The 26,037-nt window shown below is 53.4% G+C and carries 22 protein-coding genes; 6 read left to right on the top strand and 16 right to left on the bottom strand.

The annotated features are described in order from the left end of the window. Nucleotide 1 precedes the first annotated feature (1 nt). From L6H65_RS22030 to L6H65_RS22020, 3 genes are all read left to right on the top strand, one after another. Nucleotides 2-1,066, top strand: a complete 1,065-nt coding sequence (locus L6H65_RS22030; protein ID WP_236344954.1) for an LCP family protein — start codon at nucleotides 2-4, stop codon at nucleotides 1,064-1,066. Between the two features lie 155 nt (nucleotides 1,067-1,221). Then, nucleotides 1,222-2,553 (top strand): glutamate-1-semialdehyde 2,1-aminomutase, encoded by a 1,332-nt coding sequence (locus L6H65_RS22025; protein ID WP_236344953.1) that lies wholly within the window; start codon nucleotides 1,222-1,224, stop codon nucleotides 2,551-2,553. A 256-nt stretch (nucleotides 2,554-2,809) separates the two neighbouring features. Continuing rightward, on the top strand, nucleotides 2,810-2,995 hold the full coding sequence (locus L6H65_RS22020; protein ID WP_236344952.1) for a hypothetical protein: 186 nt from the start codon (nucleotides 2,810-2,812) through the stop codon (nucleotides 2,993-2,995). Nucleotides 2,996-3,394: 399 nt separating this feature from the next. Here L6H65_RS22020 and L6H65_RS22015 read toward each other — a convergent pair whose 3' ends face one another. The 7 genes from L6H65_RS22015 to L6H65_RS21985 all read right to left on the bottom strand — a co-directional run bounded on the left by L6H65_RS22015 (nucleotide 3,395) and on the right by L6H65_RS21985 (nucleotide 10,305). After that, on the bottom strand, nucleotides 3,395-4,249 hold the full coding sequence (locus L6H65_RS22015) for an inositol monophosphatase family protein (protein ID WP_236344951.1): 855 nt from the start codon (nucleotides 4,247-4,249) through the stop codon (nucleotides 3,395-3,397). Between the two features lie 97 nt (nucleotides 4,250-4,346). Further along, the gene (locus L6H65_RS22010; protein WP_236344950.1) at nucleotides 4,347-5,177 is read right to left on the bottom strand and encodes a sulfite exporter TauE/SafE family protein; all 831 of its coding nucleotides are present in this window, start codon (nucleotides 5,175-5,177) and stop codon (nucleotides 4,347-4,349) included. Between the two features lie 479 nt (nucleotides 5,178-5,656). After that, nucleotides 5,657-6,427, bottom strand: coding sequence for an enoyl-ACP reductase FabI (gene fabI / locus L6H65_RS22005; protein WP_236344949.1), 771 nt, complete (start codon nucleotides 6,425-6,427; stop codon nucleotides 5,657-5,659). Between the two features lie 164 nt (nucleotides 6,428-6,591). After that, nucleotides 6,592-7,614, bottom strand: coding sequence for a UV DNA damage repair endonuclease UvsE (uvsE, locus tag L6H65_RS22000; protein WP_236344948.1), 1,023 nt, complete (start codon nucleotides 7,612-7,614; stop codon nucleotides 6,592-6,594). Further along, nucleotides 7,611-7,928, bottom strand: coding sequence for a hypothetical protein (locus L6H65_RS21995; protein WP_236344971.1), 318 nt, complete (start codon nucleotides 7,926-7,928; stop codon nucleotides 7,611-7,613). Before L6H65_RS21995 ends, uvsE begins: the two co-directional genes overlap by 4 nt. A gap of 61 nt (nucleotides 7,929-7,989) precedes the next feature. Next, nucleotides 7,990-9,117, bottom strand: coding sequence for a D-alanine--D-alanine ligase (locus L6H65_RS21990; protein ID WP_236344946.1), 1,128 nt, complete (start codon nucleotides 9,115-9,117; stop codon nucleotides 7,990-7,992). A gap of 66 nt (nucleotides 9,118-9,183) precedes the next feature. Continuing rightward, nucleotides 9,184-10,305 carry an amidase domain-containing protein gene (locus L6H65_RS21985; protein ID WP_236344944.1) on the bottom strand — a complete coding sequence of 374 codons (1,122 nt, stop codon included), beginning with the start codon at nucleotides 10,303-10,305 and terminating at the stop codon, nucleotides 9,184-9,186. Between the two features lie 200 nt (nucleotides 10,306-10,505). Here L6H65_RS21985 and acnA point away from each other — a divergent pair, with 200 nt between their 5' ends. Beyond that, nucleotides 10,506-13,217 carry an aconitate hydratase AcnA gene (gene acnA / locus L6H65_RS21980; protein WP_236344942.1) on the top strand — a complete coding sequence of 904 codons (2,712 nt, stop codon included), beginning with the start codon at nucleotides 10,506-10,508 and terminating at the stop codon, nucleotides 13,215-13,217. 336 nt (nucleotides 13,218-13,553) lie between these two features. Here acnA and L6H65_RS21975 read toward each other — a convergent pair whose 3' ends face one another. Next, nucleotides 13,554-14,300: an IclR family transcriptional regulator gene (locus L6H65_RS21975; RefSeq protein ID WP_236344941.1), complete on the bottom strand. Its 747-nt coding sequence runs from the start codon at nucleotides 14,298-14,300 to the stop codon at nucleotides 13,554-13,556. 241 nt (nucleotides 14,301-14,541) lie between these two features. On the opposite strand from L6H65_RS21975, the gene L6H65_RS21970 reads away from it, so the two are divergent. Both L6H65_RS21970 and L6H65_RS21965 read left to right on the top strand, forming a co-directional pair. Then, nucleotides 14,542-15,630 carry an alpha/beta hydrolase gene (locus tag L6H65_RS21970; protein WP_236344940.1) on the top strand — a complete coding sequence of 363 codons (1,089 nt, stop codon included), beginning with the start codon at nucleotides 14,542-14,544 and terminating at the stop codon, nucleotides 15,628-15,630. A 178-nt stretch (nucleotides 15,631-15,808) separates the two neighbouring features. Then, nucleotides 15,809-17,128 (top strand): Fe-Mn family superoxide dismutase, encoded by a 1,320-nt coding sequence (locus tag L6H65_RS21965; protein ID WP_236344939.1) that lies wholly within the window; start codon nucleotides 15,809-15,811, stop codon nucleotides 17,126-17,128. Here L6H65_RS21965 and L6H65_RS21960 read toward each other — a convergent pair. The 8 genes from L6H65_RS21960 to L6H65_RS21925 form a co-directional block, all read right to left on the bottom strand. Beyond that, nucleotides 17,100-17,972 (bottom strand): sugar phosphate isomerase/epimerase family protein, encoded by an 873-nt coding sequence (locus L6H65_RS21960; protein WP_236344938.1) that lies wholly within the window; start codon nucleotides 17,970-17,972, stop codon nucleotides 17,100-17,102. The two genes, L6H65_RS21965 and L6H65_RS21960, sit on opposite strands and share 29 nt — an antisense overlap. Before the next feature lie 26 nt (nucleotides 17,973-17,998). Continuing rightward, a complete protein-coding gene (locus L6H65_RS21955) occupies nucleotides 17,999-18,979 on the bottom strand; it encodes a DUF6005 family protein (protein ID WP_236344937.1) in 981 nt (326 codons plus the stop codon). Next, entirely contained in the window at nucleotides 18,976-19,257 is a 282-nt protein-coding gene (locus L6H65_RS21950) for a phosphopantetheine-binding protein (protein WP_371877754.1), read from the bottom strand. The genes L6H65_RS21955 and L6H65_RS21950 overlap by 4 nt, the downstream gene beginning before the upstream one ends. A 28-nt stretch (nucleotides 19,258-19,285) precedes the next feature. Further along, nucleotides 19,286-20,605, bottom strand: a complete 1,320-nt coding sequence (locus L6H65_RS21945) for an AMP-binding protein (protein WP_236344935.1) — start codon at nucleotides 20,603-20,605, stop codon at nucleotides 19,286-19,288. After that, nucleotides 20,599-22,470 carry an IucA/IucC family protein gene (locus L6H65_RS21940; RefSeq protein ID WP_236344934.1) on the bottom strand — a complete coding sequence of 624 codons (1,872 nt, stop codon included), beginning with the start codon at nucleotides 22,468-22,470 and terminating at the stop codon, nucleotides 20,599-20,601. Before L6H65_RS21940 ends, L6H65_RS21945 begins: the two co-directional genes overlap by 7 nt. A 77-nt stretch (nucleotides 22,471-22,547) precedes the next feature. Then, nucleotides 22,548-23,963, bottom strand: coding sequence for an MFS transporter (locus tag L6H65_RS21935; RefSeq protein WP_236344933.1), 1,416 nt, complete (start codon nucleotides 23,961-23,963; stop codon nucleotides 22,548-22,550). Continuing rightward, the gene (locus tag L6H65_RS21930; RefSeq protein WP_236344932.1) at nucleotides 23,960-25,471 is read right to left on the bottom strand and encodes a lysine N(6)-hydroxylase/L-ornithine N(5)-oxygenase family protein; all 1,512 of its coding nucleotides are present in this window, start codon (nucleotides 25,469-25,471) and stop codon (nucleotides 23,960-23,962) included. Before L6H65_RS21930 ends, L6H65_RS21935 begins: the two co-directional genes overlap by 4 nt. Continuing rightward, nucleotides 25,464-25,994, bottom strand: coding sequence for a GNAT family N-acetyltransferase (locus tag L6H65_RS21925; RefSeq protein WP_236344970.1), 531 nt, complete (start codon nucleotides 25,992-25,994; stop codon nucleotides 25,464-25,466). Before L6H65_RS21925 ends, L6H65_RS21930 begins: the two co-directional genes overlap by 8 nt. Between the last annotated feature and the right edge of the window lie 43 nt (nucleotides 25,995-26,037).

Raw genomic sequence — 26,037 nt, 5'->3', positions numbered from 1 at the left:
AGTGGCACGTGCCAAAGAACGCACTAAGAAACGAAGAAGACCCTGGCTATGGGCTTTGCTGGGTGTACTAGTCATCATCGTATGTATTGCAGGTTATTTTATTTATATTACTTTAGATTTTGCTGAAGGATTCAGCAAGCCTAAGGAAGAATCCCGCTTCGCACAGTTCGAGGAAAAGGAATCCGAGAAGCCGCCCGAATGGGAAGGCACGGAACGGGTCAACATTTTGTTGATGGGCGGCGACAATCGCGGTCTGGAGAAGGATGAATCTGCTCGATCAGATTCCATGCTTGTTGCTTCGATTGATCCCGTCACCAAACAAATCCATCTATTGTCCGTGCTGCGCGACACTTTTGTTCCGATTGAAGGACATAAAGATGACCGGGTCAATACCGCATTGGCGCTTGGCGGACCCAACCTTGCGATGAAAACGATCGGGAATATGCTCGGACTCGATATCCAATATTATGTTTATACCGATTTCGAAGGATTCAAATCGCTTGTGGATGCGATTGGTGGCATTGATTTTTATGTGGAGAAAAATATGAATTATGTCGATAATGCCGATGGCAACCGGTATGATATTCACTTGAAGAAGGGCCAGCAGCATCTCGATGGCGAAAAAGCACTCATGTATGTCCGTTTCCGGCATGATGCGATGAGCGATTTCACTCGCACCGAGCGGCAGAGAAATGTTCTTGCCGCTGTTGCTAAGGAGCTCCAATCGGCAGAGCATATCATTAATATGAAGGCTATACTGGATAGCATTCAGCCTCATGTGGAGTCCAACCTTCAACCGATGGATATTTTCAAGCTGGCTCAGCTCGGAATTAGCAGCCATATGGCCGGCTCAGCACAAGTGCCGCCAATGGAATTAATCAGCGACAGGAATGTCGGCGGCGCATCTGTTCTCGCCATCCGAGATGAAGCGAAGCTGATGGAGTACGTGCAGGATGTGCTGTCGAAGGATTCCTCTGTGACAGATCCAGCGACAGCTGGCGCTGGGAGCGAAGCCGGCGGCGGTACAGACTCCAGTGCAGGTGCAGACAGCTCGGATAAACGTTAAAGGCGGATCAGCAAGTTATTGCTATACGACAGAGGGCAGATTCGTGACCGTATCGTTACGGCCGGGATCCCCTCTGTTTTTCTTGTACAAGAAGCGAATGCATACAGTCCAGCCAACAACAGCCACAGCACGCTTATTATAAGGAGGCTTTCCCTATGTCAACCTCTCGTCCGCGTTCCGAGTTATTGTATGCCGAAGCGCTCTTGCATATTGTCGGCGGCGTCAACAGCCCTTCCCGTTCGTTCAAAGCGGTCGGCGGCGGTGCGCCGGTATTCATGAAGCGCGCGCGGGGCGCTCATTTCTGGGATGTCGATGACAACCGATACATCGACTATCTATGCGCGTACGGTCCCATCATCACAGGCCACGCGCATCCGCATATAACAGCTGCAATAACCAGGGCTGCGGAGAACGGCACCCTTTACGGGACGCCGACCGAGCTGGAGATTGAACTGGCGCGCATGTTGAAGGCGGCGATTCCATCCATGGATAAGGTCCGCTTCGTCAATTCAGGCACAGAAGCCGTCATGACGACAATTCGTGTCGCACGCGCCTTCACGAAACGCAGCAAAATCATTAAGTTCGCCGGCTGCTACCACGGCCATTCCGATCTCGTTCTGGTCGCGGCAGGCTCCGGCCCCTCAACGCTAGGCATTCCTGACAGCGCGGGCGTACCCGCCAGCATTGCCGGCGAAGTAATCACCGTTCCATTCAACGATCCAGAGAGCCTCAAGCAAGCGCTTGAGCGCTGGGGCGACGAGGTGGCCGCCGTCATGGTGGAGCCGATCGTCGGCAACTTCGGCATGGTCATGCCGAAGCCCGGATTTCTGGAGGAGCTGTGCCGCATGACACGCGAAGCCGGTGCACTCGTCATCTATGACGAGGTGATCAGCGCCTTCCGCTTCCACTACGGCAGCGCGCATACGTATGATGTATTCCCTGATAAAGCAGCCATTGAGCCCGATCTCACAGCACTGGGCAAAATCATCGGCGGCGGACTTCCCATAGGCGCTTACGGCGGCCGCAAAGAAGTGATGGAGCAGGTAGCTCCGCTCGGTCCTGCGTATCAGGCCGGTACGATGGCCGGGAATCCGGCTTCGATCTCTGCAGGCATCGCTTGCCTGGAGGTGCTGCAGAAGCCGGGAGTGTACGAGGGAATGGACGCGCTCGCTGTTCAGCTTGCCGACGCGTTGCGGGCATCTGCGGACAGCTATGGCATCCCGCTCCAGATCAACCGCATTCGCGGCTCCTTCTCCGCTCATTTCTGCTCGCATCCCGTAACGAACTATGACGAAGCGCAGGATACGGATGGCGAGCAGTTCGCCCAATTTTTCCGGCTGATGCTGGAGCAAGGCATCTGCCTCGCCCCTTCCAAATATGAAGCATGGTTCCTGACCACGGCTCATACGGAAGAGGATATTGCCGCGACGATCCAAGCGGCCGACCAAGCTTTAAGAGCAATGGCAGCTGCACATGGACAGGGCTAATAGGAGTTCGAGCAATCTATACTAAGCGAGTTTATTTGCCCTTCCGCTTCCCATTGCAGGGATCCGGAAGGGCTTTATTTTGGGCTGAACAATTATTGAAAAAGATTGAATGCGAAGGCTTTATCAAGTAAAATGTTAATGCTTCTAAATATTTGTATAAAAGGGATATACAATGATGGATTCATTGCTTTTCATCGGCTTAACATGACCGTATGAAAGCTGCAGCATACCAAACAGACTGGAGGTTATATCTAGCATGAATTATGTATTCCTTGCCTTCATTTCAACGCTTAGTATCAGCATGATTCTTTTTATACTATTGGCTTTGATTCTTGATAATGGACATGGCGGAGATAATCTTGCCTTATTCACAATAGGTATTGTGATCTCTGTTCAAGCCTCGTTTATAATCGCTCTGCTCGTTACTAGAAAACAGCGTTGAACAATGCTCCTTGTATCGCGCGCAGTCCCTTGTATACGGCTTGTATACAGTTAAGTACCGTGCTTGTATCTCCGCTGCTGCAACAATACAGGTAATAGTGCCAGAAGGGACCATTTCAAGCCACTTACCTGCAAAAGTACATCAAATAAGCAGAAAATTACCGTATACACCGGGTTGTGGCGATATTTGATGTATTATCGCAGTTACTTCGGCTGCGAGGGGCTGTATTGGATGCATAAGATGTACTTTTGCAGCTATGTGCAGTTTAATAGTAGGTACTCTGGGGGTTTGCAACTCAATATCCATCCATAGAAAAAAGACCAACCAGAATTCCCCGATTGGCCTATTCCTATTCCTATTCCTATTCCTATTCCTATGAAGACACTCTGTGAACCTCAGTTATCCAACAGCTTCGGCCTTCTCCAGCTCACTTAGAAGCTGGGCGTGAATATGACCATTGGAGGCGACGACATGGCGGACGCCGAGATCATACGGCCTGCCCTTCGTATCCGTAACCCGTCCGCCTGATTCCGCAACCAGCAGCGCGCCCGCTGCAAGATCCCATGAATTCAGCCCGATCTCCCAGAAGCCGCTCAGACGCCCGGCAGCCAAGTAAGCCATATGAAGCGCTGCGGAGCCTCCTGAGCGAATATTGCGCACTTGCGGCACTAAGGCTTGAAGCCCCTTCATATTAAGCGGCAGAGCGAATTGCTGATCCGCAGGGAAGCCGGTTGCCAGCAGGCTCTCTCCCAAGGCCGCCTCTTCGGATACCTGCATCCGCTTGCCGTGAACGTACGCTCCCTTGCCCTTCTCTGCTACGAACAGCTCGTCACGCATCGGGTCATAGACCACTCCGACGATGACCTCGCCCTTATGCGCCAGCGCGATTGATACGGAGAAAAAAGGAAAGCCGTGCACGAAATTCGTCGTCCCGTCTATCGGATCAACGATCCAGAGATACTCCGCATCCCGCACATTATCAAGCGCCCGCTCAGACGCCTCAGGGCCTGGCTCTACACCCTCTTCACCGAGAAATGAATGATGGGGAAAATGCGTCAGCACCAGATTTTTTATCATCATCTCCGAGCCTTTGTCCACTTCTGTGCAAAGGTCTTGGGCAGAATATTTTAACGTTAGGCTTGTATAATTTCCGAGCTTTGTTTTGATCCATTCTCCTGCTTTAGCCGCGCAATTGATAGCGACAGCGGTAAAGCTTTTGCCCCCGATTGTCGGGATGTCATTCTGGTCACTCACCGTCTATCACACTACTTTCCTATGAGTTCGATCATTGCCTTACTACTATACGTCAGCCATTCATCAAAGTTTCGCCCGAATGTCGGAAGGAGACGCCTCAACTTAGCGCAATTCCTTCAACTACAAGCTCAATCCCCAGCAGGACGAATGCTGCTCGCATTACCCACATCAGCCCTCTGCCCGTCATTTTGCCAGCTATGCGCGCACCGATCCTGCCGCCGATCCATGCGCCTGGGAGCAACGCGAGAACCAGTATAGGGTCTGTCTCCCCGAGCCATGCATGCACACCGCTGCCAAGAATCGAGGACAGAAAAATAACGAACATGGAGGTCGCTACCGCCACATGCGGCGGATAACGGAACAGAAGCACCATGACCGGCACGAATAACGAGCCGCCGCCAATGCCGAACAGCCCGGATACAAGCCCGACACACAGACCGATAAACAACGCTGGAAGCACACTGTAGCTATACGTATGCACAGCGCCAGCAGCATCTGTATACGTTCTGATGATCGGCCACTGTTTCCGAATCGGCCTCATATAATCCTGTGCGACCAGCAAAGCTGCCATTAGCAGGATGAAGATGCCAAAATAAAGCTGGAACGCGCCATTCTTCAATTGGCTCGTTAATAATGAGCCGCCCATCGCCGCAGGACCGCTTGTAATAAAAAACAGCCAGCCGCTGCGGAAATCGACACGCTTGCTCTTCGCATAAGCCAGCGTAGAGGACAGCGCCGTAACTACGAGCACTGTCAACGAAATGCCAACGGCTGACGCATGGCTAATTTCCGCACCTATCAGCTGCGGGCCCAGCAGGACCAGCGCCGGTACAATAATTATACCGCCCCCAAGTCCAACAATGCTGCCAAACACAGCAGACGTAAGCCCCAGCAGAAGAAGCAGCAGTATGTCGAATAACTCTAGCATGTCAATTATCCCTCTTATCGCCATTCATCACAAGCAGCGGTTTTTCGTCCTCGTCACCCCTGTGGCGCATCCGCCATCCGCAATGACAACATACGGCTCGCAATTACTATTTTACTCCAGCTTATAGCAATTCCGCCACCCTTCTTGTCAATGAATGGAATAAAGAGGGCGATGGATGACTCGGCGCTCCTGGTGAAGCTTTCAACAACCCCGTTCCGTTATGGAACTGCCTGCTTTGCTGTAATTTCACGCTTCGTTAACCTATGCCGCCCTCTGCAAGAACATTCGCACTCTATGCTCGCAGCGAGAGTCCGTCTACAGGCGAAGGGGCAGCGGACGCTTGCGGTACAATCCTCCGTGCGCGTGCAGGACAGGCGCACACAACAAAGAGGACCGCCGAATACAGGGGTCCTCTTTGTTCCTTCTGCCCTTTCAAGCCGAAGGCTGCGCTGTCTTGATCATGCCATACAGACTCGGCTCTAAACGCCTACAATGTTGTAGCCGTTGTCTACATAAATGATCTCGCCTGTAATTCCACGGGACAGATGGCTCATCAGGAACATCGCCGTGTCTCCAACCTCTGCAGTTTCCGTAGTTCTGCGCAGCGGCGCTCTCTCTTCCACTTGGCGCAGAATGGAGTTGAAATCTTTGATCCCCTTAGCAGCCAGTGTTCGGATCGGCCCAGCAGAGATAGCGTTCACACGCACGTTGAATTGTCCAAGATCAGCAGCCAGATAACGAACCGATGCTTCCAGCGCCGCTTTGGCTACACCCATAACATTATAATTGCGAAGCGCGCGCTCTGCGCCCAGATACGTCATCGTCATCATGCTTCCGCCCTCAGTCATAAGCGGATAGACACGCTGCGCCACCGCTGTGAGCGAGTACGCGCTTATGTCATGCGCCAGTGCAAAGCCTGCACGGGAAGTATCGGCGAACATGCCCTCCAGCTCCTCCGTCTTGGCAAAAGCAATGCTGTGCACCAATCCATGGAGAACGCCAAAGTGCTCCTTAAGCTGTGCCGCCAGAGCATCAATCTCTTCATCCACCGTTACATTGCAGGGCAGAATAATCGAGTCTGGAATCGTATCCGCCAGCTTGCGGACCCGTTCCTCAACACGCTCGCTCTCATATGTAAATGCAAGACGTGCACCCTGAGCAGCCAAGGATTGCGCAATCGCCCATGCGATGCTGCGGTCATTCGCAACACCCATAACAAGTATATTCTTACCAGCTAATAGTCCGTTCATAAACAATAAATCCTCCTCTCCCTTGCGGGAAAATCATTGCATTTCTGTTACCCAAAATACCCCATTTACCACAATAATTCAAGCATTATATAAGTAATGCGAATGGCAGACCTCTCTCACAGAACGCAGACGCATCGTATACTATGCCTTCTATACTCAACTCATCAATCGATCTCAATCGTCGCGCCATCAATAACGCGGATGCCTTGGCCTGCTGACTCCAACGCCCGCATGTCCTCCATCAGCTTGAACACCGCAGCATCCTTCTGCTTCGCTTCCAGCATAACATCAAGCCGCTCCAGCGATCCGGCGACTTCTTTCAGAAATCGCACAACAGGTCCGGCTTCCACATAGTCGGCATGGCTTCGCGGTTCCTTATCGCTCTTCGGACTGGAGGCGTGCAGCTTGGGAGGCAGCGGCTGAAGCGCTGATGCCTGACCGTCAGGCACCATAAATTCATTCGCCCATGTCCGCACAATACGCGGCCACAGCTCGCCGTACAATGCGCTGCCGCTTTCACCGCCGTCGTTAACGGCATGATGATGGATGTCCAGCACCATAGGCGTCCCGACAAGCTCCGCTGCTTCCAATGTCTCACGAACGGTGTAGGTCTTATCGTCATTCTCCAGCGTTATTCGTCTGCGAAGCCGCTCCGGCAGTGCGCTGAACTGCTTGACGAACCGCTCTGAGGACAGCGGCTTGTCCCCATAAGCCCCGCCCATATGAATGTTGCATTTGGCTGAATCATCCAGTCCCATCGCCTCCAGCATGCGGCAATGATACACCATATCCTCCTCGGATTTGGCAAGCACCTCTGGCCGAGGCGTGCTGAATACGCAGAAATGGTCAGGATGCAAGGACACCCTCATGTTATGCTCTCTTACGAAGTCGCCGATTCTAGCGAAGCCGTCTGCAAGAGCAGGCCAAGGCGACCAGTCCAGCAGCGCATCATGCGTCACAAGCGGAATCAGCTTCGAGGAGAAGCGATACATGCGGATGTCATTAGCGGCGCAGTGCCGCAGCAGCCGCAGCGTATTCCTCAGATTCTCTTCAGCAAGACTCTCCAGCCTGCGCAGTCCTGCTTCGCGATCCGTCAGCTTGGAGAAATTCGCATACGTCATCGTTCGCGATGGAGATGCATTCTCAAGCTGCATACTCATCGCAACAAAACCGAATCTTACAATCACGCATTCTCTCCGAAGAACATCTCGAATGCCAGAGCGGTCTGGACGCGCGCTTCCTCTTCCGTCAGCTTGCGAACCAGCTCCATCTCCACCTGTGTAATTTCCTCGCCCTGAAAGTTGATCTCGGCGATCGACACGAGAATGCGCACGATGGCAATAGCTTCATTATCCGGTGTATACGCAATAACCTTCTGTCCGGTAGGATAGACGCGGAAACCGCTCTTGACCATTTTGCCCCGGCCGTATTCCAGCAGCTCGTACAGCTCCTGTGCCGATTTGAACTTGCAGACTGAATTAAACTCTGTCCCGAATCCCATCATTCAACCTCCATGTGTGCGAATGCAATATTGATAGTGCTTGTCCCTTCAAGCCCGCAGACTAGACGGGGCTTCCTCCATAATCAATACGCTGCTTCTCCGAATGCCGGATGACAGCCAGCTCAATAAGCGTATCCAGCAGCTCTGGATACGATACGCCGCTTTCCTTCCACATAAGCGGATACATGCTGTATGGCGTAAATCCCGGCATCGTATTCACTTCATTAATGAATAGCTGGCCATCCGATTTGCGCATGAAGAAATCAACGCGAGACAGTCCTGAGCCGTCAATCGCCAGATAAGCGCGAAGAGCCATTTCCCGAATGGATTCCGCTATTTCATCAGCGATACCAGCCGGAATATGCATCATCGACTTGCCATCCATATATTTTGCCTTATAGTCGTAGAATTCACTCGATGTTGCAATCTCGCCGCATACAGATGCCCGCGGCTCATCATTACCAAGGACGCTCACTTCGATTTCCCGCGCATCGACGAACTCCTCCACAATAACCTTGCGGTCAAAGCGGAGCGCGTAGCCGACAGCGTCAATAAGCTCCTCGCGGTTCCGCGCTTTGGAAATACCTACGCTGGAGCCCAGATTGGCAGGTTTAATGAAGCATGGATAGCCGAGAGACACCTCGATCTCCATAATAAAGAACGCTGGGTCCTTCTCCCATTGCGTCCGGTTGAAATGGCGAAACACGCATTGCGGCAGACCTTCCTGCGCGAATACCTTCTTCATCATCACCTTATCCATGCCAACCGCCGAAGCAAGAACGCCTGCCCCGACATATGGAATATTGGCCATCTCCAGCATGCCCTGAACCGTGCCGTCCTCGCCGAAAGTGCCGTGCAGCAGCGGGAATACAACATCAAGCGGCTTGCGATCATTCGATTGGTCCCCGCCATCAACCGCTGCGCCAGACAATCCGTTCAACAGAGGCTTCAATGCGTCCAGGCCAGATTGAGCATCATCGTCCGCAAGTCTCAGCTGTTCAATGCCGGTTGGCGGATTCAGCAGCGTCTCACCCGAACGCCACTGTCCCTCTTTGGAAATATAGAAAGGTTTAATCACGTATTTATCATAGTTGAATGCTTTCATCACCGCCAGAGCAGTTTGCAGCGAAACCTCATGTTCGCCAGAACGTCCCCCGTATACGAGTCCAACGCGAACTTTCTCCCCCATGACCAATCCTCCGGTTACATATAATTTCATACCTGTACATTCCGATGCTCCTGCTTGTATCCTGCCTTACATAAACTCATCAGCAATATGAAAAAAACGATATTTGGTGGATTCCGTCCAAGCGTAAGAATCTTGATAATCCCAGAATCTGTGGCGGCTTGCAACCGTATTGGCATTCACAAGCGGCATGCCCTGCGCATCGAAGGCCGTTACAATCGTACTATGCTGAAAGCGGTTGTCGCCGCCCCAGTCATACGTAATGACATCCCCTAATTCCAATTCCTCGGGGGAATGAACGACCGTTGCTTTGAGACCCTTTTGCCTCGATCCCGATAGAAAAATCTGCAGCGCATTGGATACAGCCCAGCTGTAGCTCCACTGCTCGCGTCCGCCGCTCCGGCCGCGATACCACCAGCCCAAATCTCTTCTACCAGTATAGTTCATCGGTGCATGGCCTGCAAAGAGGCATTGGGATACATAATTCGTGCAATTCACATCGAAATTCTCATACGCCGGGTTCGGCTCCTCCCACCAGCGGTCCGCATAAGCAGCCGCCAAATCCCTGCGATATCGTATCCCTGCGCGCGGATGATTAAAAACAGGCAAAATATCATAATTTATATAGGGTATGGACTGCGCCTTGTACAGAACTCCTTCAACATTCTCTTCGAGGTAAAGAGAAGGATCATGACCGTCTGCCGCGCTGAATCTTGGACGCCGCTCCGAGACAATCGGCTCGATGCGCGTAATGCAGTATCGGCCGTCATCCCTGCTAAGCCAGATGCGCTCACGTTCACAGCGTTCTTCTGTGTAAGCCCGGCCGGACTGTTCCATCGTGCGCTTAATATGAAGACCGAGAATAACAACGATTTCAGCGCCTGAGCTGGATTCACTGACTCGCAGCAGCTCTGCCTTCGTCTGGCTGTGCGTGGGCAGCGCACCCCTCAGCAGCTCCTGCTCCTTCATTCTATACATCCGCTGGCTGCAGCGGGATAAGTGATCGCCATCTTTTACAAGGCCGTCGAATACGGGGGGATAACGATCAATCTCAGCTTGATTGAACACATTGACATAGTTATGAACAACAGCCTTCCAGCCTTGGGCCACTGGCTCTTGAGCATTCCCATTGCTGCGGCTTGCGACACTCCGTTTACCGCCACGGCTCGATTTGCTCGGCGTTCTCGGCATTCATATCCCTCCCTGCAGTCATTCTGGACAGACAAAGCTGTTTCATTATATGAGTGAATAATTGAAATCATGTAAATGTTAAAAAATTAGGAGAGCTACCGTCTTTACGAAACCACCGGATTAACGCTATACTAGAGCTATAAGTGATTTATGAAATCGTGTTTCACAGAATGAAACCATAACAGGAGGCGTCAATCCGAATGACTCATCAAAACGAATACTCCGTTCGCACTTCGCTGGAAGTCGGCGGAAAGCCATTCGCTTACTACCGTCTGCAAGGGCTGGAAGAGCAAGGCGTAGGCAACATTTCCAAGCTCCCATTCTCCATCAAGGTTCTGCTCGAAGCCGCTGTTCGTCAATTCGACGGCCGCGCTATAACGAAGGAACATGTCAAGCAGCTTGCAACATGGGCTGATGGCCGTGAAGATAAGGAAATCCCTTTCATCCCCGCACGTATCGTACTGCAGGACTTCACAGGCGTACCTGTTGTCGTAGATCTCGCGGCAATGCGCGACACCGTTAAGAAATCCGGCGGCGATCCCAAACAAATCAATCCGCTCGTGCCAGTTGACCTTGTTATCGACCACTCTGTCATGGTTGATGCATTCGGCAGCCCGGAAGCGCTTGAATACAATACGAACATTGAATTTCAGCGCAATGGAGAGCGTTACCGCTTCCTTCGCTGGGCTCAAACGGCTTTTGACAATTTCCGCGCTGTACCTCCGGGAACAGGTATCGTTCACCAAGTAAACCTGGAGTATCTGGCTTCCGTAGCAGCTACCAAAACAATCAGCGGCGAAACTGTCGTTTACCCTGATTCACTAGTAGGTACGGACTCCCATACAACGATGATTAACGGTCTTGGCGTTGTAGGCTGGGGAGTTGGCGGCATCGAGGCTGAGGCTGGCATGCTCGGCCAACCGCTGTACTTCGTTATGCCGGATGTTATCGGCTTCCGTCTGACAGGCCAGCTCTCCGAAGGCGCTACAGCAACTGACCTTGCGCTGACGGTTACCCAAATTCTTCGTAAAAAAGGCGTTGTCGGCAAATTCGTCGAGTTCTTCGGTTCCGGCCTGTCCAACATCAGCCTTGCAGACCGTGCAACAGTCGCGAACATGGCTCCTGAATACGGTGCAACTGTCGGATTCTTCCCTGTTGACAGCGAGACGATCAACTTCCTGCGCCAGACTGGCCGTACAGAGGATCAGATCGCGCTTGTCGAAGCTTACTACAAAGCTCAAGGCATGTTCCGTACAGATGACACGCCAGAGCCGGTATTCTCCGATATCGTAGAGCTTGATCTCTCGACCATCGTTCCTTCGCTTGCTGGCCCTAAGCGTCCGCAAGACCGTGTGGAGCTGACGGCAATGAAGGATGCATTCAATGACATCATCCGCACGCCGATCGACAAAGGCGGCTATGGCCTTACCGACAACAAGATTGAAGAATTCGTTGAAGTGAAGCATAAGAACGGCTCCGTGAGCAAGATGGGAACAGGCGCAGTCGTAATCGCCGCTATTACGAGCTGTACGAATACGTCCAACCCAAGCGTAATGCTCGGCGCCGCGCTCGTCGCGAAGAAAGCTGTAGAGCGCGGCCTCAAGAAGCCGGCCTACGTTAAGAGCTCGCTCACACCGGGATCGCTTGTCGTTACCGAATACTTGAAGCGTGCCGGCCTGCTCGAATCGCTTGAAGCGCTTGGCTTCCACGTTGCTGGGTATGGCTGCGCGACCTGTATCGGCAACTCCGGCCCGCTTCCTGACGAAGTAAGCAAGGCAATTGCTGACAATGATATGACAGTTGCGGCAGTATTGTCCGGTAACCGCAACTTTGAAGGCCGTGTTCACGCACAGGTCAAAGCGAACTATCTCGCATCGCCGCCGCTTGTTGTCGCTTACGCGCTCGCCGGCACCGTCAATATTGACCTTGCCAACGATCCGATCGGCTACGACAGCAGCAACCAGCCGGTATATCTCAAAGATATTTGGCCAACGTCCAAGGAAATCGCTGACACTATCGCAATGGCGATGAGCCCTGAGATGTTCCGCAGCAAATATGAGAATGTATTCACGCAGAATGAGCGTTGGAATGCAATCGATGTGCCGCAAGGCGAAAGCTACGAGTGGGATGCCAAATCGACCTACATCCAGAACCCGCCGTTCTTCGAGAACCTGGGCGAGGTGGGCGATATCTCTGATATCAAGAACTCCAACGTGCTCGCTCTGCTGGGCGACTCGGTTACGACCGACCATATCTCGCCTGCTGGCAACATTACAGTGAAAAGCCCAGGCGGCAAATATTTGATCGATAATGGCGTTCCGCAAGTAGACTTCAATTCCTACGGCTCACGCCGAGGCAACCATGAAGTTATGATGCGCGGCACGTTCGCCAACATCCGTATCCGGAACCAGGTGGCTCCAGGCACAGAGGGCGGCGTAACGACTTACCTGCCGACTGGCGAGGTTATGTCGATCTATGACGCATCGATGCAGTATCAGAAGAACGGCTCCAACCTGATCGTTATTGCAGGCAAAGAGTACGGTACAGGCAGCTCCCGCGACTGGGCGGCCAAAGGAACCTTCCTGCTCGGCGTGAAAGCCGTTATCGCTGAAAGCTTCGAGCGTATTCACCGCTCCAACCTTGTCGGCATGGGCGTTCTGCCGCTGCAATTCCAGGAAGGCCAAGGCTGGAAAACGCTGAACCTGACTGGCCGCGAGAAATTCGATATTATCGGTCTGAGCAATGACGTGACGCCAGGACAAACCGTTCAGGTTGTCGCAACGCGCGAAGACGGCACAACCTTCGAATTCCCGGCAATTGTACGTCTCGACTCCACAGTCGATGTCGATTACTATCGCAACGGCGGTATTCTCCAAACCGTGCTGCGTCAAATGATCGCAAACAACGCATAATTATGTAGTATCGGGGGCTATGCCCCTGAATACGATAAAGAGGCTGTACGATAAGTCCAATATCCAATGAGACAGCCCCGAATGATGTGAAAAGATGCCTCCAAAACCACTATAAAAGTGGGGCTGGAAGCATCTTTTTCTTCGTAAATAGGGGACTTAACAGCCCCGTTCAATAGCTAAACCGCCAGCCATCGCCACTCAACAACGCGAACAGTAAGTTTTTCCGGCAAGCAGGCAATCACACAGGAAGCCAGCCAAATTTCTTCCTCTCTGAGCGACGGGGATAGTGCCCTTAAGAACAAAGTACCCCTATCCAGCTCTCCTGCGATTGCCCCACTATTTCAGCATCGTCCCGATATGACGGGCTGCCTCCATGATCGCTGGCGCTTGCTCGCGCATCTTGTCCAGCGTCAAACGATTGGCAGGACCGGATACGGACAGCGCAGCGATCAGCCTGCCCGCGCGATTGAAGATCGGAGCCGAGACGGCTGCTGCGCCTTGCTCACGTTCCTCTATACTGGTGGCATAACCTAATTCCCCTATCTCCTCCAGCTGCTCTTGAAACTGGATCTTGTCTATTGAAGCTGGCCAGGTGTTGTCCGCCAGAAGCTCCTCGCGTTTGCTCTGCTCCTCGAAGGCGATCAATATTTTACTCGATGCCCCGACATATAGCGGCAGACGCGCGCCGATAAGAGCTACCCTGCGCACCGCCTGATTGCTCTGCAGCGCTTGAATGCGAATCCGCTCATTGCCATCTCGAATATATAGGCTGATGGTCTCCCCCAATTGATCGCGAAGCTGCTCCATCTCTGGAAGGCTAATAACAGCGGGGTCATCCGCTCCCCACATATTAGCCGACAGCTCCCATATGCGAAGCCCCATGCGATAGCGGTCCGAAGCAGCATCCCTCTGGACGAAGCCTCTTTCCTCCAGTGTTGCCAGCATCCGATGGACGGTGCTCTTATGAAGCCCTACCTTCTCGGCTATTTCAGTCATCGCCCATTCATTCTTCATCGTAAAGCAAAGCAATATATCAAGCGCCCGTTCAACCGCGCGAACAGTCGATTTATTTTCTACTGACATGGTGTATCCACCCTCTCTCTCAGTTTCATTGAATGAAACCGAGTTACATTCAGTATAACCCAATCCTGATGCAATGGTAAAGCGGTATGCTAGAAGTTCCCATATATTTTACAGCTATATTACAAGTCGCTAACATTACATCGACATACATTGACATGTCAGGTGCTGGACCATACGATAGGAGTATAGAACTAATAAAAACGCTTACATTATCTACGGCCTACAGAGGGGGGAGTACACCATGAGTTCAACTATCATACCTATGCTGCCAGCAGGCGGCAACTTCACACCTGATCTCCTTTCCCCTGAACCGGGTCCGAAGCCAGCCGCTATCGGCAGATCCCGCCGCAAGCATGCAGCTATTGCTGTATTATCTGCTTTCACGGCGTTAATTCTGCTCACTGGACTCGCTTTTCACGGGTATGTCGCCTGGATTATTGCTCATCCTTATGTGGCTCCTCTGACCTCGAACCCAATGGACGCTAAAGGTCTGGCCTACTCTGATGTATCATTCCCAAGCAACAGCGGTCAAACGGATGTTCACGGATGGTTCATCCCGGCAGTGCCAGCAGATTCTCCAAACGCTAGCGGAGCAGTAGAATTGGCTTCCGCAGCAGCAGCCGACTCTAAGCGAACTGTTATTTTCAGCCATGGCTATGGTGCTAATCGCGAAGAGACATGGGTGCCCATGTATGAGCTTGCCAGTCTCCTGCACCAATTAGACTATAATGTGTTGATGTTCGACTACGGATACGCCTACTCCGCAGATCCTTCGCCAGCAACGGGCGGTCACGAAGAATCACAACAGCTACTCGCCGCTGTGAACTATGTCCGTGAGCAAGGCGCTGAGCAGGTTATCGTCTGGGGCTTCTCCATGGGAGCCGGAACCGCATTGCAAACAGCGCTGCAGACGGATCAGATTGACGCGATGATTCTCGACAGCCTGTTTCTGCCGAGCCCGGAATCGCTTTACTCCAATGTGCGCCAGCATTTGGAGCTGCCTCGATTCCCTTCTCTGCCGCTCATCGAATGGATGCTTCCCTTCTGGACGGGTACGAAGTTTAATCAAATTCCAGCAGACCAGGTAATGGAAACAGCTTTCTCCATCCCGTTGTTCATCATTCATGGAACGAATGACGCCAAGGCTCCGCTTGTAACCGCAGAGCATATCGCTTCAGGCCAGAGTGAGCCGTTATCCCGCGAATGGATCGTGCAGGGCGGCAAGCATGAGCTGATTTTCCAAACCCGTCCCAAAGAATACATTCAGCGCGCCGCCCTGTTCTTGAGTCAGGTGGACGCTGCGTTCAAGCAGGAAGCCAGCAACAGCTGACCCACAATGCTGTGCGAGCCAGCTTGCAGCGCTAATGCAGTGCTTACAAACACAACATAGAATAGCCCTCATTGGAATACATCTAGTAGTGGATGCATTCGAATGGCGTTTGGCTGATAAGCCGTCCGATTCCGGGCGGCTTTTGTTATGCGCCTCAGAGATGTGAGGAGGAGTGGTCGTGCTTTTTGTATATGGTTCATTCATGCCTTTACGAGTGCTTGAAGAAATTTGCTTCTGGAAAATGCAAGAGATGGAGCATACCGTTGTCATTCGCCAGATCGTCCCCAATCTGGAGCAGCCTTATGTTGAGCTGCTGAAGGCTTGGGAGCCGATATTCGCCCGCACTGAGAAGATCGCACAGCGGGTGCTGCAAACCGCTTTAATTTGTCCTACCGACCTTTCACCGGCAATCGCCAAGCAGACAAATGCGCTTCTGCAAGTATCTGCCCTTCAATCCAGAACCTTTGTTGCGCAGCTAACCCACTTGCTAACAGCTAGTCCCGCTGTGGCAGCCAGCCCCATCGCCGTGACCGTAATCCATCACATCATCCGTGAATCGGACTACTTCCTCTGTGTACTAGCCACCCTGGTGCATCCTCATCAGCCGCATGGCCTGACCGGACGCGAGCCAGAGCTCCCGGCGACAGGTGACGAAGCCTCATCTCCTGCGGTTGGGACTTTGAATGAGACTGCGGATGGGACTGCGGACGGGACTGCCGCCGCATCTGACGGCGTTCCCAGCTCATCGGAATCCGGCATCGAGCGTGACAATCCCGCTGGGATTACGTCGCCTCCCGAGGCAGAAACCATTCAAGAAGAGACAGGCGCAGAGGCCATCGCAATATCGCGCGATGACCGTGTGCGTCCTGCCCCAGTTCCAATCGGCGGCCATACGCTGCCGCCTCTTCCCTATCCCTATAATGCGCTTGAGCCCTACATTGATGCAACGACAATGCGCATCCACCACGACAAGCATCACCAGAGCTATGTTGACGGTCTGAACAAAGCCGAGAAGGAGCTGGAGACTGCGCGTCAGCAGAACAATTTCGACCTCGTTAAGCATTGGGAGCGGGAGCTCGCCTTCAACGGCGCGGGACATTATTTGCACACCATCTTCTGGGACACCATGTCCCCCCAAGGCGGAGGTCCCGCTACCGGCCCCATTGCGGCGCAAATTCAGCAGGATTTCGGCAGCTATGATGCGTTCAAGAAACAGTTCAGCGCAGCAGCCGAAAAGGTCGAGGGCGGCGGCTGGGCCATTCTGGTCTGGAGTCCGCGAAGCCGGAGACTTGAGATTCTAACCGCTGAGAAGCATCAGAATCTGTCGCAATGGGATGTCATTCCGCTGCTGCCGCTCGACGTGTGGGAGCATGCCTATTACCTGAAGCATCAGAACAAACGCGCCGACTATATTAAAGACTGGTGGAATGTCGTCTACTGGCCTGCCGTGAATGAGCGGTTCACGAAAGCTAGCAAGCTGGTATGGGAGCCTTACTAGACGCATTGTGCTTCTCTTCGCCCGCTATCCCCCGCAGCCAGGCGATATCCTGCGACAACGCGCGATAGGGCTGCGGTCCGAACCACTCCAGTGACGCATACAGCCCGGATTGCTCAATCGCCTCAATGATCGGCCGATACTCCAGCGCACCTTCGCCAAGCGTCACAATCCCATCCCGGTCGCCGCTGGCTGAATAGACCTGATTCGGCTGGAAGACGCCAAGGCGGTCCGCTGACGAGACATTTTTAAGATGAAAATGCTGAACCCAGGGCTTCAACTGCTGGTAGGAAACGAGCGGATCATCTCCAGCCTCCCACAAATGCAGGAAATCCAAATTAATGCCAAGGCTCTCATGCCCTACCTCATCCACAAGCAAACGAACGGAGTCGAGCTGATCGGCCAGTGTATCGGGATGCGTCTCAACGAGCAGCTTCAGCCCATTGTCCGAGCAAATTTCGCACAACTTACGGAGCCGCTGAGCATACTGCTTTCGTTCCGCTGCCTTCACATTCATGCTGGGACTTGCTCCGGCGAACGTTCGGATTCGATCTGCGCCGAACCATCTCGCCAAGGCCGCAAGTCCTCTTAATCGTTCTACAGTCGCGGGGAAACGCTCCTCTGATGCAATGTCCAGATAGTCGCTGATCATCGTAATTCTCAGCCCCCGGCTATGCATAATTCTGAGCTGCTCCTTCGTCCGCTCCTGCTCCTCACCCGCCAGATAAGAGGCGTGCGCGCCCCACAGCTCAATCCCATTGAAGCCCTGCTGCGTTGCAAATTCAACCAAGCTGCCAAACGATACAAGCCCATGACGGAACGAAATGGTGCACAGTGCGTATTTCATCAATTGTCCCCCTTTCTCCCTTCGATTCAAGTAAGCAGCCGCTCCGCAGGTGAATAGACCGACTCCTTCCACAGCCAATACTGCCTGTCTATCTCGGCTTTAATGCTGAATTCAATCGCATCCGCACGGTCCAGCTTCGACAGAATTTCCGGCAGGAGCGCCAGATCCTTCGTCATCGACATCTTCACCGCCATGAACTGAATCGTGTTGAAGACCTGAACCAGATCGCGGATCTGCTGGCACCAATGCTCATAATTGTCAGCAGAAAGGCCCAGCTCATCGCGAAAATACATAAGCGCATAATCATAGCTGTACTTGCGGATAACGAGAATATTCAGCTGCTTGACCGCTGGCATCAGCATTTCCAGCGAACGTCCATCCCGCCCCTCAGCCATGCTTAGCACAATGTCTCTCAGTCGGGAGATCAGCTCATTGCCATCCCGCCGCATCGTTGCTCCATAATATTCATCAATAACGTCAGGAGCAGGCGCTGTTATCGTATCTGCATCAATAATATAGCCGCCGCCAAACTCATTTCCGAGAAAAGCCTCGATCACGCGTTCCTTCGGAAGGTTCCCCTCCCAGCGGAAATCGGGGTCGAACATAAACCATTCATCCTCATTGTCCGTCTTGGAGAGCATCAAATAATGGGGAAACGGCTTCTGCGCGAACTTGTTCTCTCGCTCTGGCAGGAACGACATATCAATCTGTACGACGATATAGCGGTGCTCCGGCTTATTATCCAGCAGCTCCAGCAGCACATCCAGATTCGATTGGCGATCCTTCGCGGGATCGTACCATTCCGAGATCGACACGCCAAAAAATTTGCGATACCAATTCACGAAATGATCATGGCTCGTCCGTCCGGAATAGTAGGTGATGCAGCCATTCTCCGTCACATCGAAATACGAGTCCCACACACCGAAATAATAAGGCCAGTGATTGACCTTGCTCCGCCTCTTAATAATTTCGCAGAAGCAGCTGACCAGACAATGCACCTTAATCATCCTTCAGTCACCCCGATCCTAGAAGGAACAGGCTCGCTCAAGGCATCTGCATCCCGCTGGCCTTCAATCGGCGCAAGCCGCTCCAGAAAATCAAGCAGCGAGCCGATTGTAGCGAATGCCTTGGCGTCCACCTCTTCCTCAGGTATGCTTAACCGCAAATCCTGCTCAATGAATACAAGCAGCTGCAGCAGCATAATAGAGTCGACCCGCAAATCCTCATTAATTCGAACCGGGTCCTCCAGCGGCATAGCAATAGGAAGCTTTAGCCTATTTTCCATTACGGCCTGCAAAGCGCTTCTTAATTCATTACGACATGCCATCATACGTCTCCAATTCCCCCTTCTCCTCCAGCTCTTGTATCCATCTCCGGCTTAATTTGCCCGTTGCTGTGCGCGGCAGCTTATATGCCATTCGTATCTCCGAAGGAACCTTGAATGACGGCAATCCTTCCTGACACCAAGCCCGAATGTCGCTCGGCAGCACACCCCCATCGGCAACTGCTATTGCCTTCACGCTCTCTCCCATTATCGGATGCATGCCCCGATAGACAGCGGCTTCCTTAATACCGGGAAGCTGTGCAATCCTCTCCTCGACCTCAAGCGGGAATACTTTCTGGCCCCCGATATTAATGACATCATCCATGCGGGATATATAGATCAGACTTCCATCTGACGCCCTGTAACCAAGATCGCCTGTTGCAATGTCCACTGTACCGCCCGATATATTGGCAGAGATGACAATTTCTGCTGGCATTGCCGCCTGATCGCTCGTCGATACCGTCAAATGGCTCAGCGGCTTCCCAAGATCGGCAGCACTCGTCATTTGCTGGGCAACGCTTATACAGCCGACCTCCGAGCAGCCATACTGGCCCATAACAGCGACATCCGTCATTCGCTCCAATAGGTGCAATAAAGGTTGCGGCATCGACGCGCCTGAGCTCATCAGCCGATGGAAACGGAAGCCCTCCGGCGCAATACCTGCGATCACATGATGCAGAAGCGGCACGCCGTAGACTAGATGCTCCGGTGTATCCCGAATAATGCCAAGCGCAAACTTCGGATTGGAGTTGGTCACAACGACGGGCGCAATGCCTCTCTTCAATGCGGCGAGTACGCCGCAAATCAGGCCGTACGAATGCGACACTGGCGCAAGCACAACAGGCTTGCAGCCCGCAGCCTCACCGAGCGCTGCATTATAAGCGTCGATCTCCCTCTCCACTTCCTGCCAGGATCTTCTCACAAGCTTCGCATTGCCCGTCGTGCCTGAGCTGTATTGCAGCAGGGAAGGCTCCACATCCGATTGCAGGAGCTGCTCCGCAGCCCCCTGCCCCTCCAAGTGCGGTTGAAGCTGGACCAACGCTTGCGCCGATTGCAGCATCATTGCGCGGCAGCCTGCCTCTACAGCCAGCTGTTGCGCACGATCCGGCGGCGTATCGCCATGGATTAGAAGCACCGATGCCCCGCGCTCTCTTAACGCGAGTATAGCCGCGATGACATCAATAGGGTCCTTCAAGCAGAGAGCAATCCGACTGCCCCCGCTTCTCGCGATTGGCTCCATATCCTGCATCGCCCTTAGACGGGCGCTGAATAGGGCAAGCCCTACCTCTTCGCGATTAATCGTCAGCATGACAGGTTCTCCTCTCGTTCTCGGTTCATCGATGCCAGCCCCCTGCTCGCGCTATGCAAAGGATTGGGAACCTCATGCATCAGCGCCTCCGAGGAAACAAATAACCGCTTCTTCGTCAATTGCTCCAGCCGGGTCGTCTGCGCATATACATCCAGTCCCTCCAAGCGGGATGCCAGCTCAGGGAATTTGCGCAGATGCGCCTCAAGCGTTCCCGCAGCCAATGCCCAGAAGTCTGTCTCCGCATAGCCGTATTTGTCAGACAGCAGCATCGCAAGCTCGCCTAGATTAATACAGTACAATGCGCCTAGAAGAAGATAGCGGAGCGGCTCCACATTCTCCTGCTCGAAGAACTTGAATGGAGCAGCCTCAGCAAATACCCGATGCACGCCGCCGAAATCCGGGCAGATATCAGGGTTGCTCAGAAACGACCGGCAGAACATCGCATCCTCGTGAAAATCCTTCAGCGCCACCCTGCCGGGCAGGCCATTGTGATGAATCAGCACCATGTTCTGAGCATGGGATTCCAGCGCAACGCCATGTGCGACCAGCAGGTGAACCACAGGCAGCACGCAGGTTTCAAACAATCGGGTCAGCCACGTCTGCAGCCCGTTAGCCTGAACCCACGGGTCGATGAACGGCGTGCCATCAAGCTCCAGCGCGTTCAGCGCATGGAATGGAGCCGCCTGCTCGTCTGTCAGCAGATGCGGTTCAAGCCGTTCGCGCCAGACACAGGAGAGAGCGCCCTCCATAAGTCCTTTATCTATGGATGAATCCCGGTTAACAGGGTCGTATCCGATTCCGGCAAACTCTTTTAACAGAATCACTCTCGCTTCATGCTTCAAATAAGGATCAGAATCTACCAGCTGCTGAAGCCATGCCGAGATCGCTGGCGCCACCGCTGCATAATGCGGCTCAATGTGACGGTAGGACGACGTATTGAGCAGGCTCAGCGACAGCTTCACATAAGGCTTGGCGGCATCCGACATATTGGCCAATGTCCGAATAGACTGCTGTGGACGGTATTCGTCCTGTGAGGGACCGAGCGGGATGATCCTTCGGTTCCGCAGCTCATGCAGCAGCGAAGGCCCTGCAATATTGTGCCACTGCCAAGGATGGACCGGCAGCAGAGCCACCTGCTCCAGATTCATCCCTTCACCCAACAGTCGTTCTTCAAAAAGGTTCAGTTGGCGCTCGCCGAGCTCACTTCTCCATAATTCATGAAAAGCAAGCCCTTCGCTGATTGCCATCGCCGCTTCCTCTCTACGTATGGCAATCCAGTACGGACGGATTCCTTCACCGGACTCTGGTCCGTATGCAAGCCCGTCCTGCGGGGTAAAGCCAATGCGGGACTTGTAGCTGGGATGATACGGATGACCGTCCATCGCTGCTGTTTCCAGCGCATCATAGCCCCTCCGGCTGTGCAGCCGCTCACCGCTCTTCTTTCGTGCATGCTGGGCAATCGTATCGTTGAGAAATGTTCTCTCCAGCTCTTCCGCGAATGCGGACAGTTTATCGGGGTCCGCGCCAGAGAATGCGATAACCTCCTGCAGAAACTGCCCGATGGAGTCGGCCTCCTTCTTGCCTTCCTTGGATATCCGCAGAACAGAATCCGCGAGCAGGCGAATTCGTCCGAACGTCAATCTTCTGCCCCCTCGACAGTTGTAAGTAACTGGCGTCCCGTCCGCATCTCGTCCATGCAGTATAAACAGCGTTTCCTTGCCGAGCTGAACCGTCTCAACGGATACAATCTTCTCGAATATCGCGGATTCCAGCAGCTGCCGGAATATTCTGCGGCGTACGTCCACATAAGCTTCCGATGCAATTGCCTCGAATAGCTGTGTATCCCAATCCAGCACTCGCTCCATCTCTATCCTCTCCTCCTTTGCTATCGCTATAGTCGGGCTCCTAATTAAGCCCCCAACTGCAGCTGATTCAATCCGGGTCAGGCTGCCTGTTCAACTGCAGCGCTTGCTCGCCAATGCTTGCGCAAGCGGATGAAAGCTGCAAACAGGAGCAGATTAGCGGCGCTTATAATCGCTGCACCCACGAATGGCGCAGACAGACCTGCCTGCTGCACAAGCGAAGTTGCCAGCAGCGGCGAAGCCAGCTCGCCCAAATTCTGAAAGGCGACAATAATGCCGAAATGCACATGCAGCTCTCTGCCCTCGCTTTGATTGAACAGCATCATATCCAATGCGGCCATCGTCAGCGCCATGCATAGTCCGAAGGCAATTCTGCCTGCGGCCAGCAGAAGCAGTGAATCAGCAGCCTGGAGCAGCAGTCCTGCTGCCATTAAGGCCATGCCAATTCCATATACTCTTGTCAGCTTCTCGGGCGTGCACCACCGCCGAATGAGCGGCAATGCCAGAACAGCCATCAGGTTCGGAACCAGGAACCACCACCCGCTTCGAACCGTATCCATGCCGTATGCGGCACTCTCCATATAAGGCGTAAAGTAAGGCCGAATCATATTGCACGCAATCATCATACTGAAAAATAATGCCCCTATCAGCAGTACAGTCCCATTCCAGCTCTGTGCAAATCCCCTCCAAGCAGCAGCCGCACGCCGTCCCATTGTCAGGCCGCTACGGGAAACATTATTCCCTGAAGCCGCATGCGTGGAAGCAGCATTGCTAGAAGCAGCATGCGTGGAAGCAGCTCTTCTAGAAGCAGTACTTGCGGAGGCAGCACTTCCGGAAGCATCACTCGCGGTCTGCTCGTCCGTTTCGCCCCAGCCCGCACTTTCAGCCTTATCGCTGCTGTTCCGCAGACCTCTTAAAGCCCATACGCATATTCCAAGCTGAATAGCGTCCAGAATAGCGGCGAAATAGAACAGCGACAGCGGATTTTCCATTTCCAGCATGCGGGCCCCTGCCAGCGTGGAGAGAATAACAGCCGCATGGTACACCGCGTGGAATACTCCGGCGGCGCCTGCTCTCTTTTCCTTCCCTGTCAGCTCCATAATCATCGGATAAATAAGAATGTAGCTGCTTTTGAACAGAATCAGAATGATCGTAACGGCAATGAATTGCCCTGCTGTTTCGGCAGCCGCCATCAATGCGGTGCAAATCGCTGTGCCCAACTGGCCGACGAAGAGCAGCTTCTTGGCTGCGAATCGTTTGGTCAGCATCCCCCACAAGGGCGAGAAAATGACCGCCGCCAATCGGCAGATGAACAAATAAATCCCTGTGAAGGCGAACCCTTCCACCCCGAACACTTTGGAGAAAAACTGCGGGTAATACGGTGACAGCAGCACCTCCGAGAACAGGCCGAGGAAAACGCAGCCCAGCAGCACGAAGCGAGCGCGGGCGGCGAGCCGTACAGCCTGAGGAACAGATACCGTAACGACTTCCCTCATCGCGCTCCGAACTGCTGAAACACATTTCGGTCACTGACCGGATACACAACCCGTCCCGCGACAGCATTAAGAATGACACTGTTGCGGTATGCGCCCAGCCCCAAATCCGGTGCGCCGACGCCATGGGTATGCAGCTCTCCATTTTGCACGAAAATGCGCCCCTCGACCGGTTCTCTCAGCTTTAGCCTGTAGTCCTTCTCTACGAAATATCTTCCCTGATCATCCCATTCCACAAGCTCATGAAGCGGGTCTAAACAGGCCGGTACAGGATGCGCATATCCTGTTGCAAACACGATTGCCTCGCTGTCATGCAAGAAGGCTGTTCCCTGCTCCCGATGGCAGCAGTCCAATCTATAATTGACGCTATCGACAGCAACAGCTGTTGCTGCTGGCGTACCTACTGATACAGCAATTCCTGCAGCTACTTGTGCTCCTGCTAGTACTGGCGTGCCTGCTGATACAGCAACTCCCTCTGATATTGGCGTACCTGCAGATACTGGCGTGATGCTCATGACCTCGGTATGCGCCAGCAGTCTGACGGGCGGTTTTGCGCCTCCGACGCTCATGTCGTACAGCCGGTCGTAGATCGCCGCAATCGTTACGGCGCTGATGCCTTTGTACAGCAGATGCTGGCGGCTTCTGACGTCATCCTTCTGCTCCTGCGGCAGCCCGTAGAAGTACTGGGTGTAGTCCGGCGAGAAATGCTCCAATCCAAGCTTGGAATATTCCATGGGGAAAAATCCCGGCGACCGCGTGAACCAGTCCAGCTTGTAGCCCCTCTCCGGCTGCTCCTCCAGCAGATGGAGGAATACCTCGGCTGCGCTCTGGCCTGAGCCGACAACCGTCACCGACTTCGCCTCGCGGCAGCGCTCCAGCCGCTCCATGAATTGCGCGGAATGAAAAACATCCTCTGACGGGAGACCTCTGAATGGCTCGCCGACAGACGGCACGCTTCCAACACCCAGTACCAGATCGCGGGTATAGTAGACGCGGATGCTGCCATCGCCGCCCTTCACCTCTACCGCATATTGCGCCGCTCCTTTGCCCGCTTCCTTGCTGCCAGCCTCACCAGCGCCGCTGCGCTCACTCGCTGACAGACGGCGAACTGCCGTCACCTCTTCACCGAAGCGGCATGAATCAAGCTGGTTGGCCGCCCACTGGCAGTAGTGATTGTATTCCTGACGAGGAATTTGAAATTTCTCCAGAAAGTAAAAATGATACAGCCGCCCCTGCTCCTTCAAATAATTCAGGAAGCTAAGACGGTGCGTAGGGTCCGCCATCGTTACCAAATCGGCGAAGAATGGCACCTGCAGCGTCGTTCCGTCCAGCAGCATGCCTGCATGCCACTGAAATTGCGGCTTGCGGTCGAGGAAGAGCGCGTCGACCTCAGAGGCAGCCTCCAGCAGAGCTGCGAGCCCCAGATTGAAGGGTCCGATACCGATACCGATCAGATCGTAGACCCGATTTCCGTTTTCTTTTGACGCCGCCGTATTCATTGCCTTATCCATCAATCCCGCCCCCGTCTTCCGGATGATTCCGATAGGCGAACATCAATGCCCCGGTTTTATCTGGCAGCTCCACTTCCTTACGGAATCTGAACCCGCATTTGTGAAAAATATGAATCATCTTCGCATTGCGGATATCCGGCTCGGCAACAAGCTTCTCCGTCTCGGCATGCTGATATTGAAACCGCATCATCGCCTGCAGCAGCGGAGCCGCCAGCCCTTTCCCGAGATATTGCGGGGGACCGATCAGCAGATGAATGCCTTGATCCGCAGCCGCCGCCTCATAATAACGGCCAATGATATCCGGCTGTGCCCAATAGGACTCGAAATAGCTCATCGGCTCGCCATCCAATAGCCCGATATAGAGCGATTGATGCGTATCCGCCAGAAACTTCTCCAGATGCACGCGGTATTGCGCCTCCGGTATATTTAGATTCCAGTAAGGGACTACATGCGGCTCCTGCTGCCAGGCATGCAGCCGGGCAAAGTCGCGCTCCATGGACACCTTGCGGAACCCAATTGTCATTCCGAGCGTTGCATTGTATTCCTGATAAACGCAGTCTTCATTA

The sequence above is a fragment of the Paenibacillus plantiphilus genome (assembly GCF_927798095.1).
Classification (GTDB): Bacteria; Bacillota; Bacilli; order Paenibacillales; family Paenibacillaceae; genus Paenibacillus_Z; species Paenibacillus_Z plantiphilus.
This window is presented reverse-complemented; position numbering and strand designations above follow the sequence as displayed.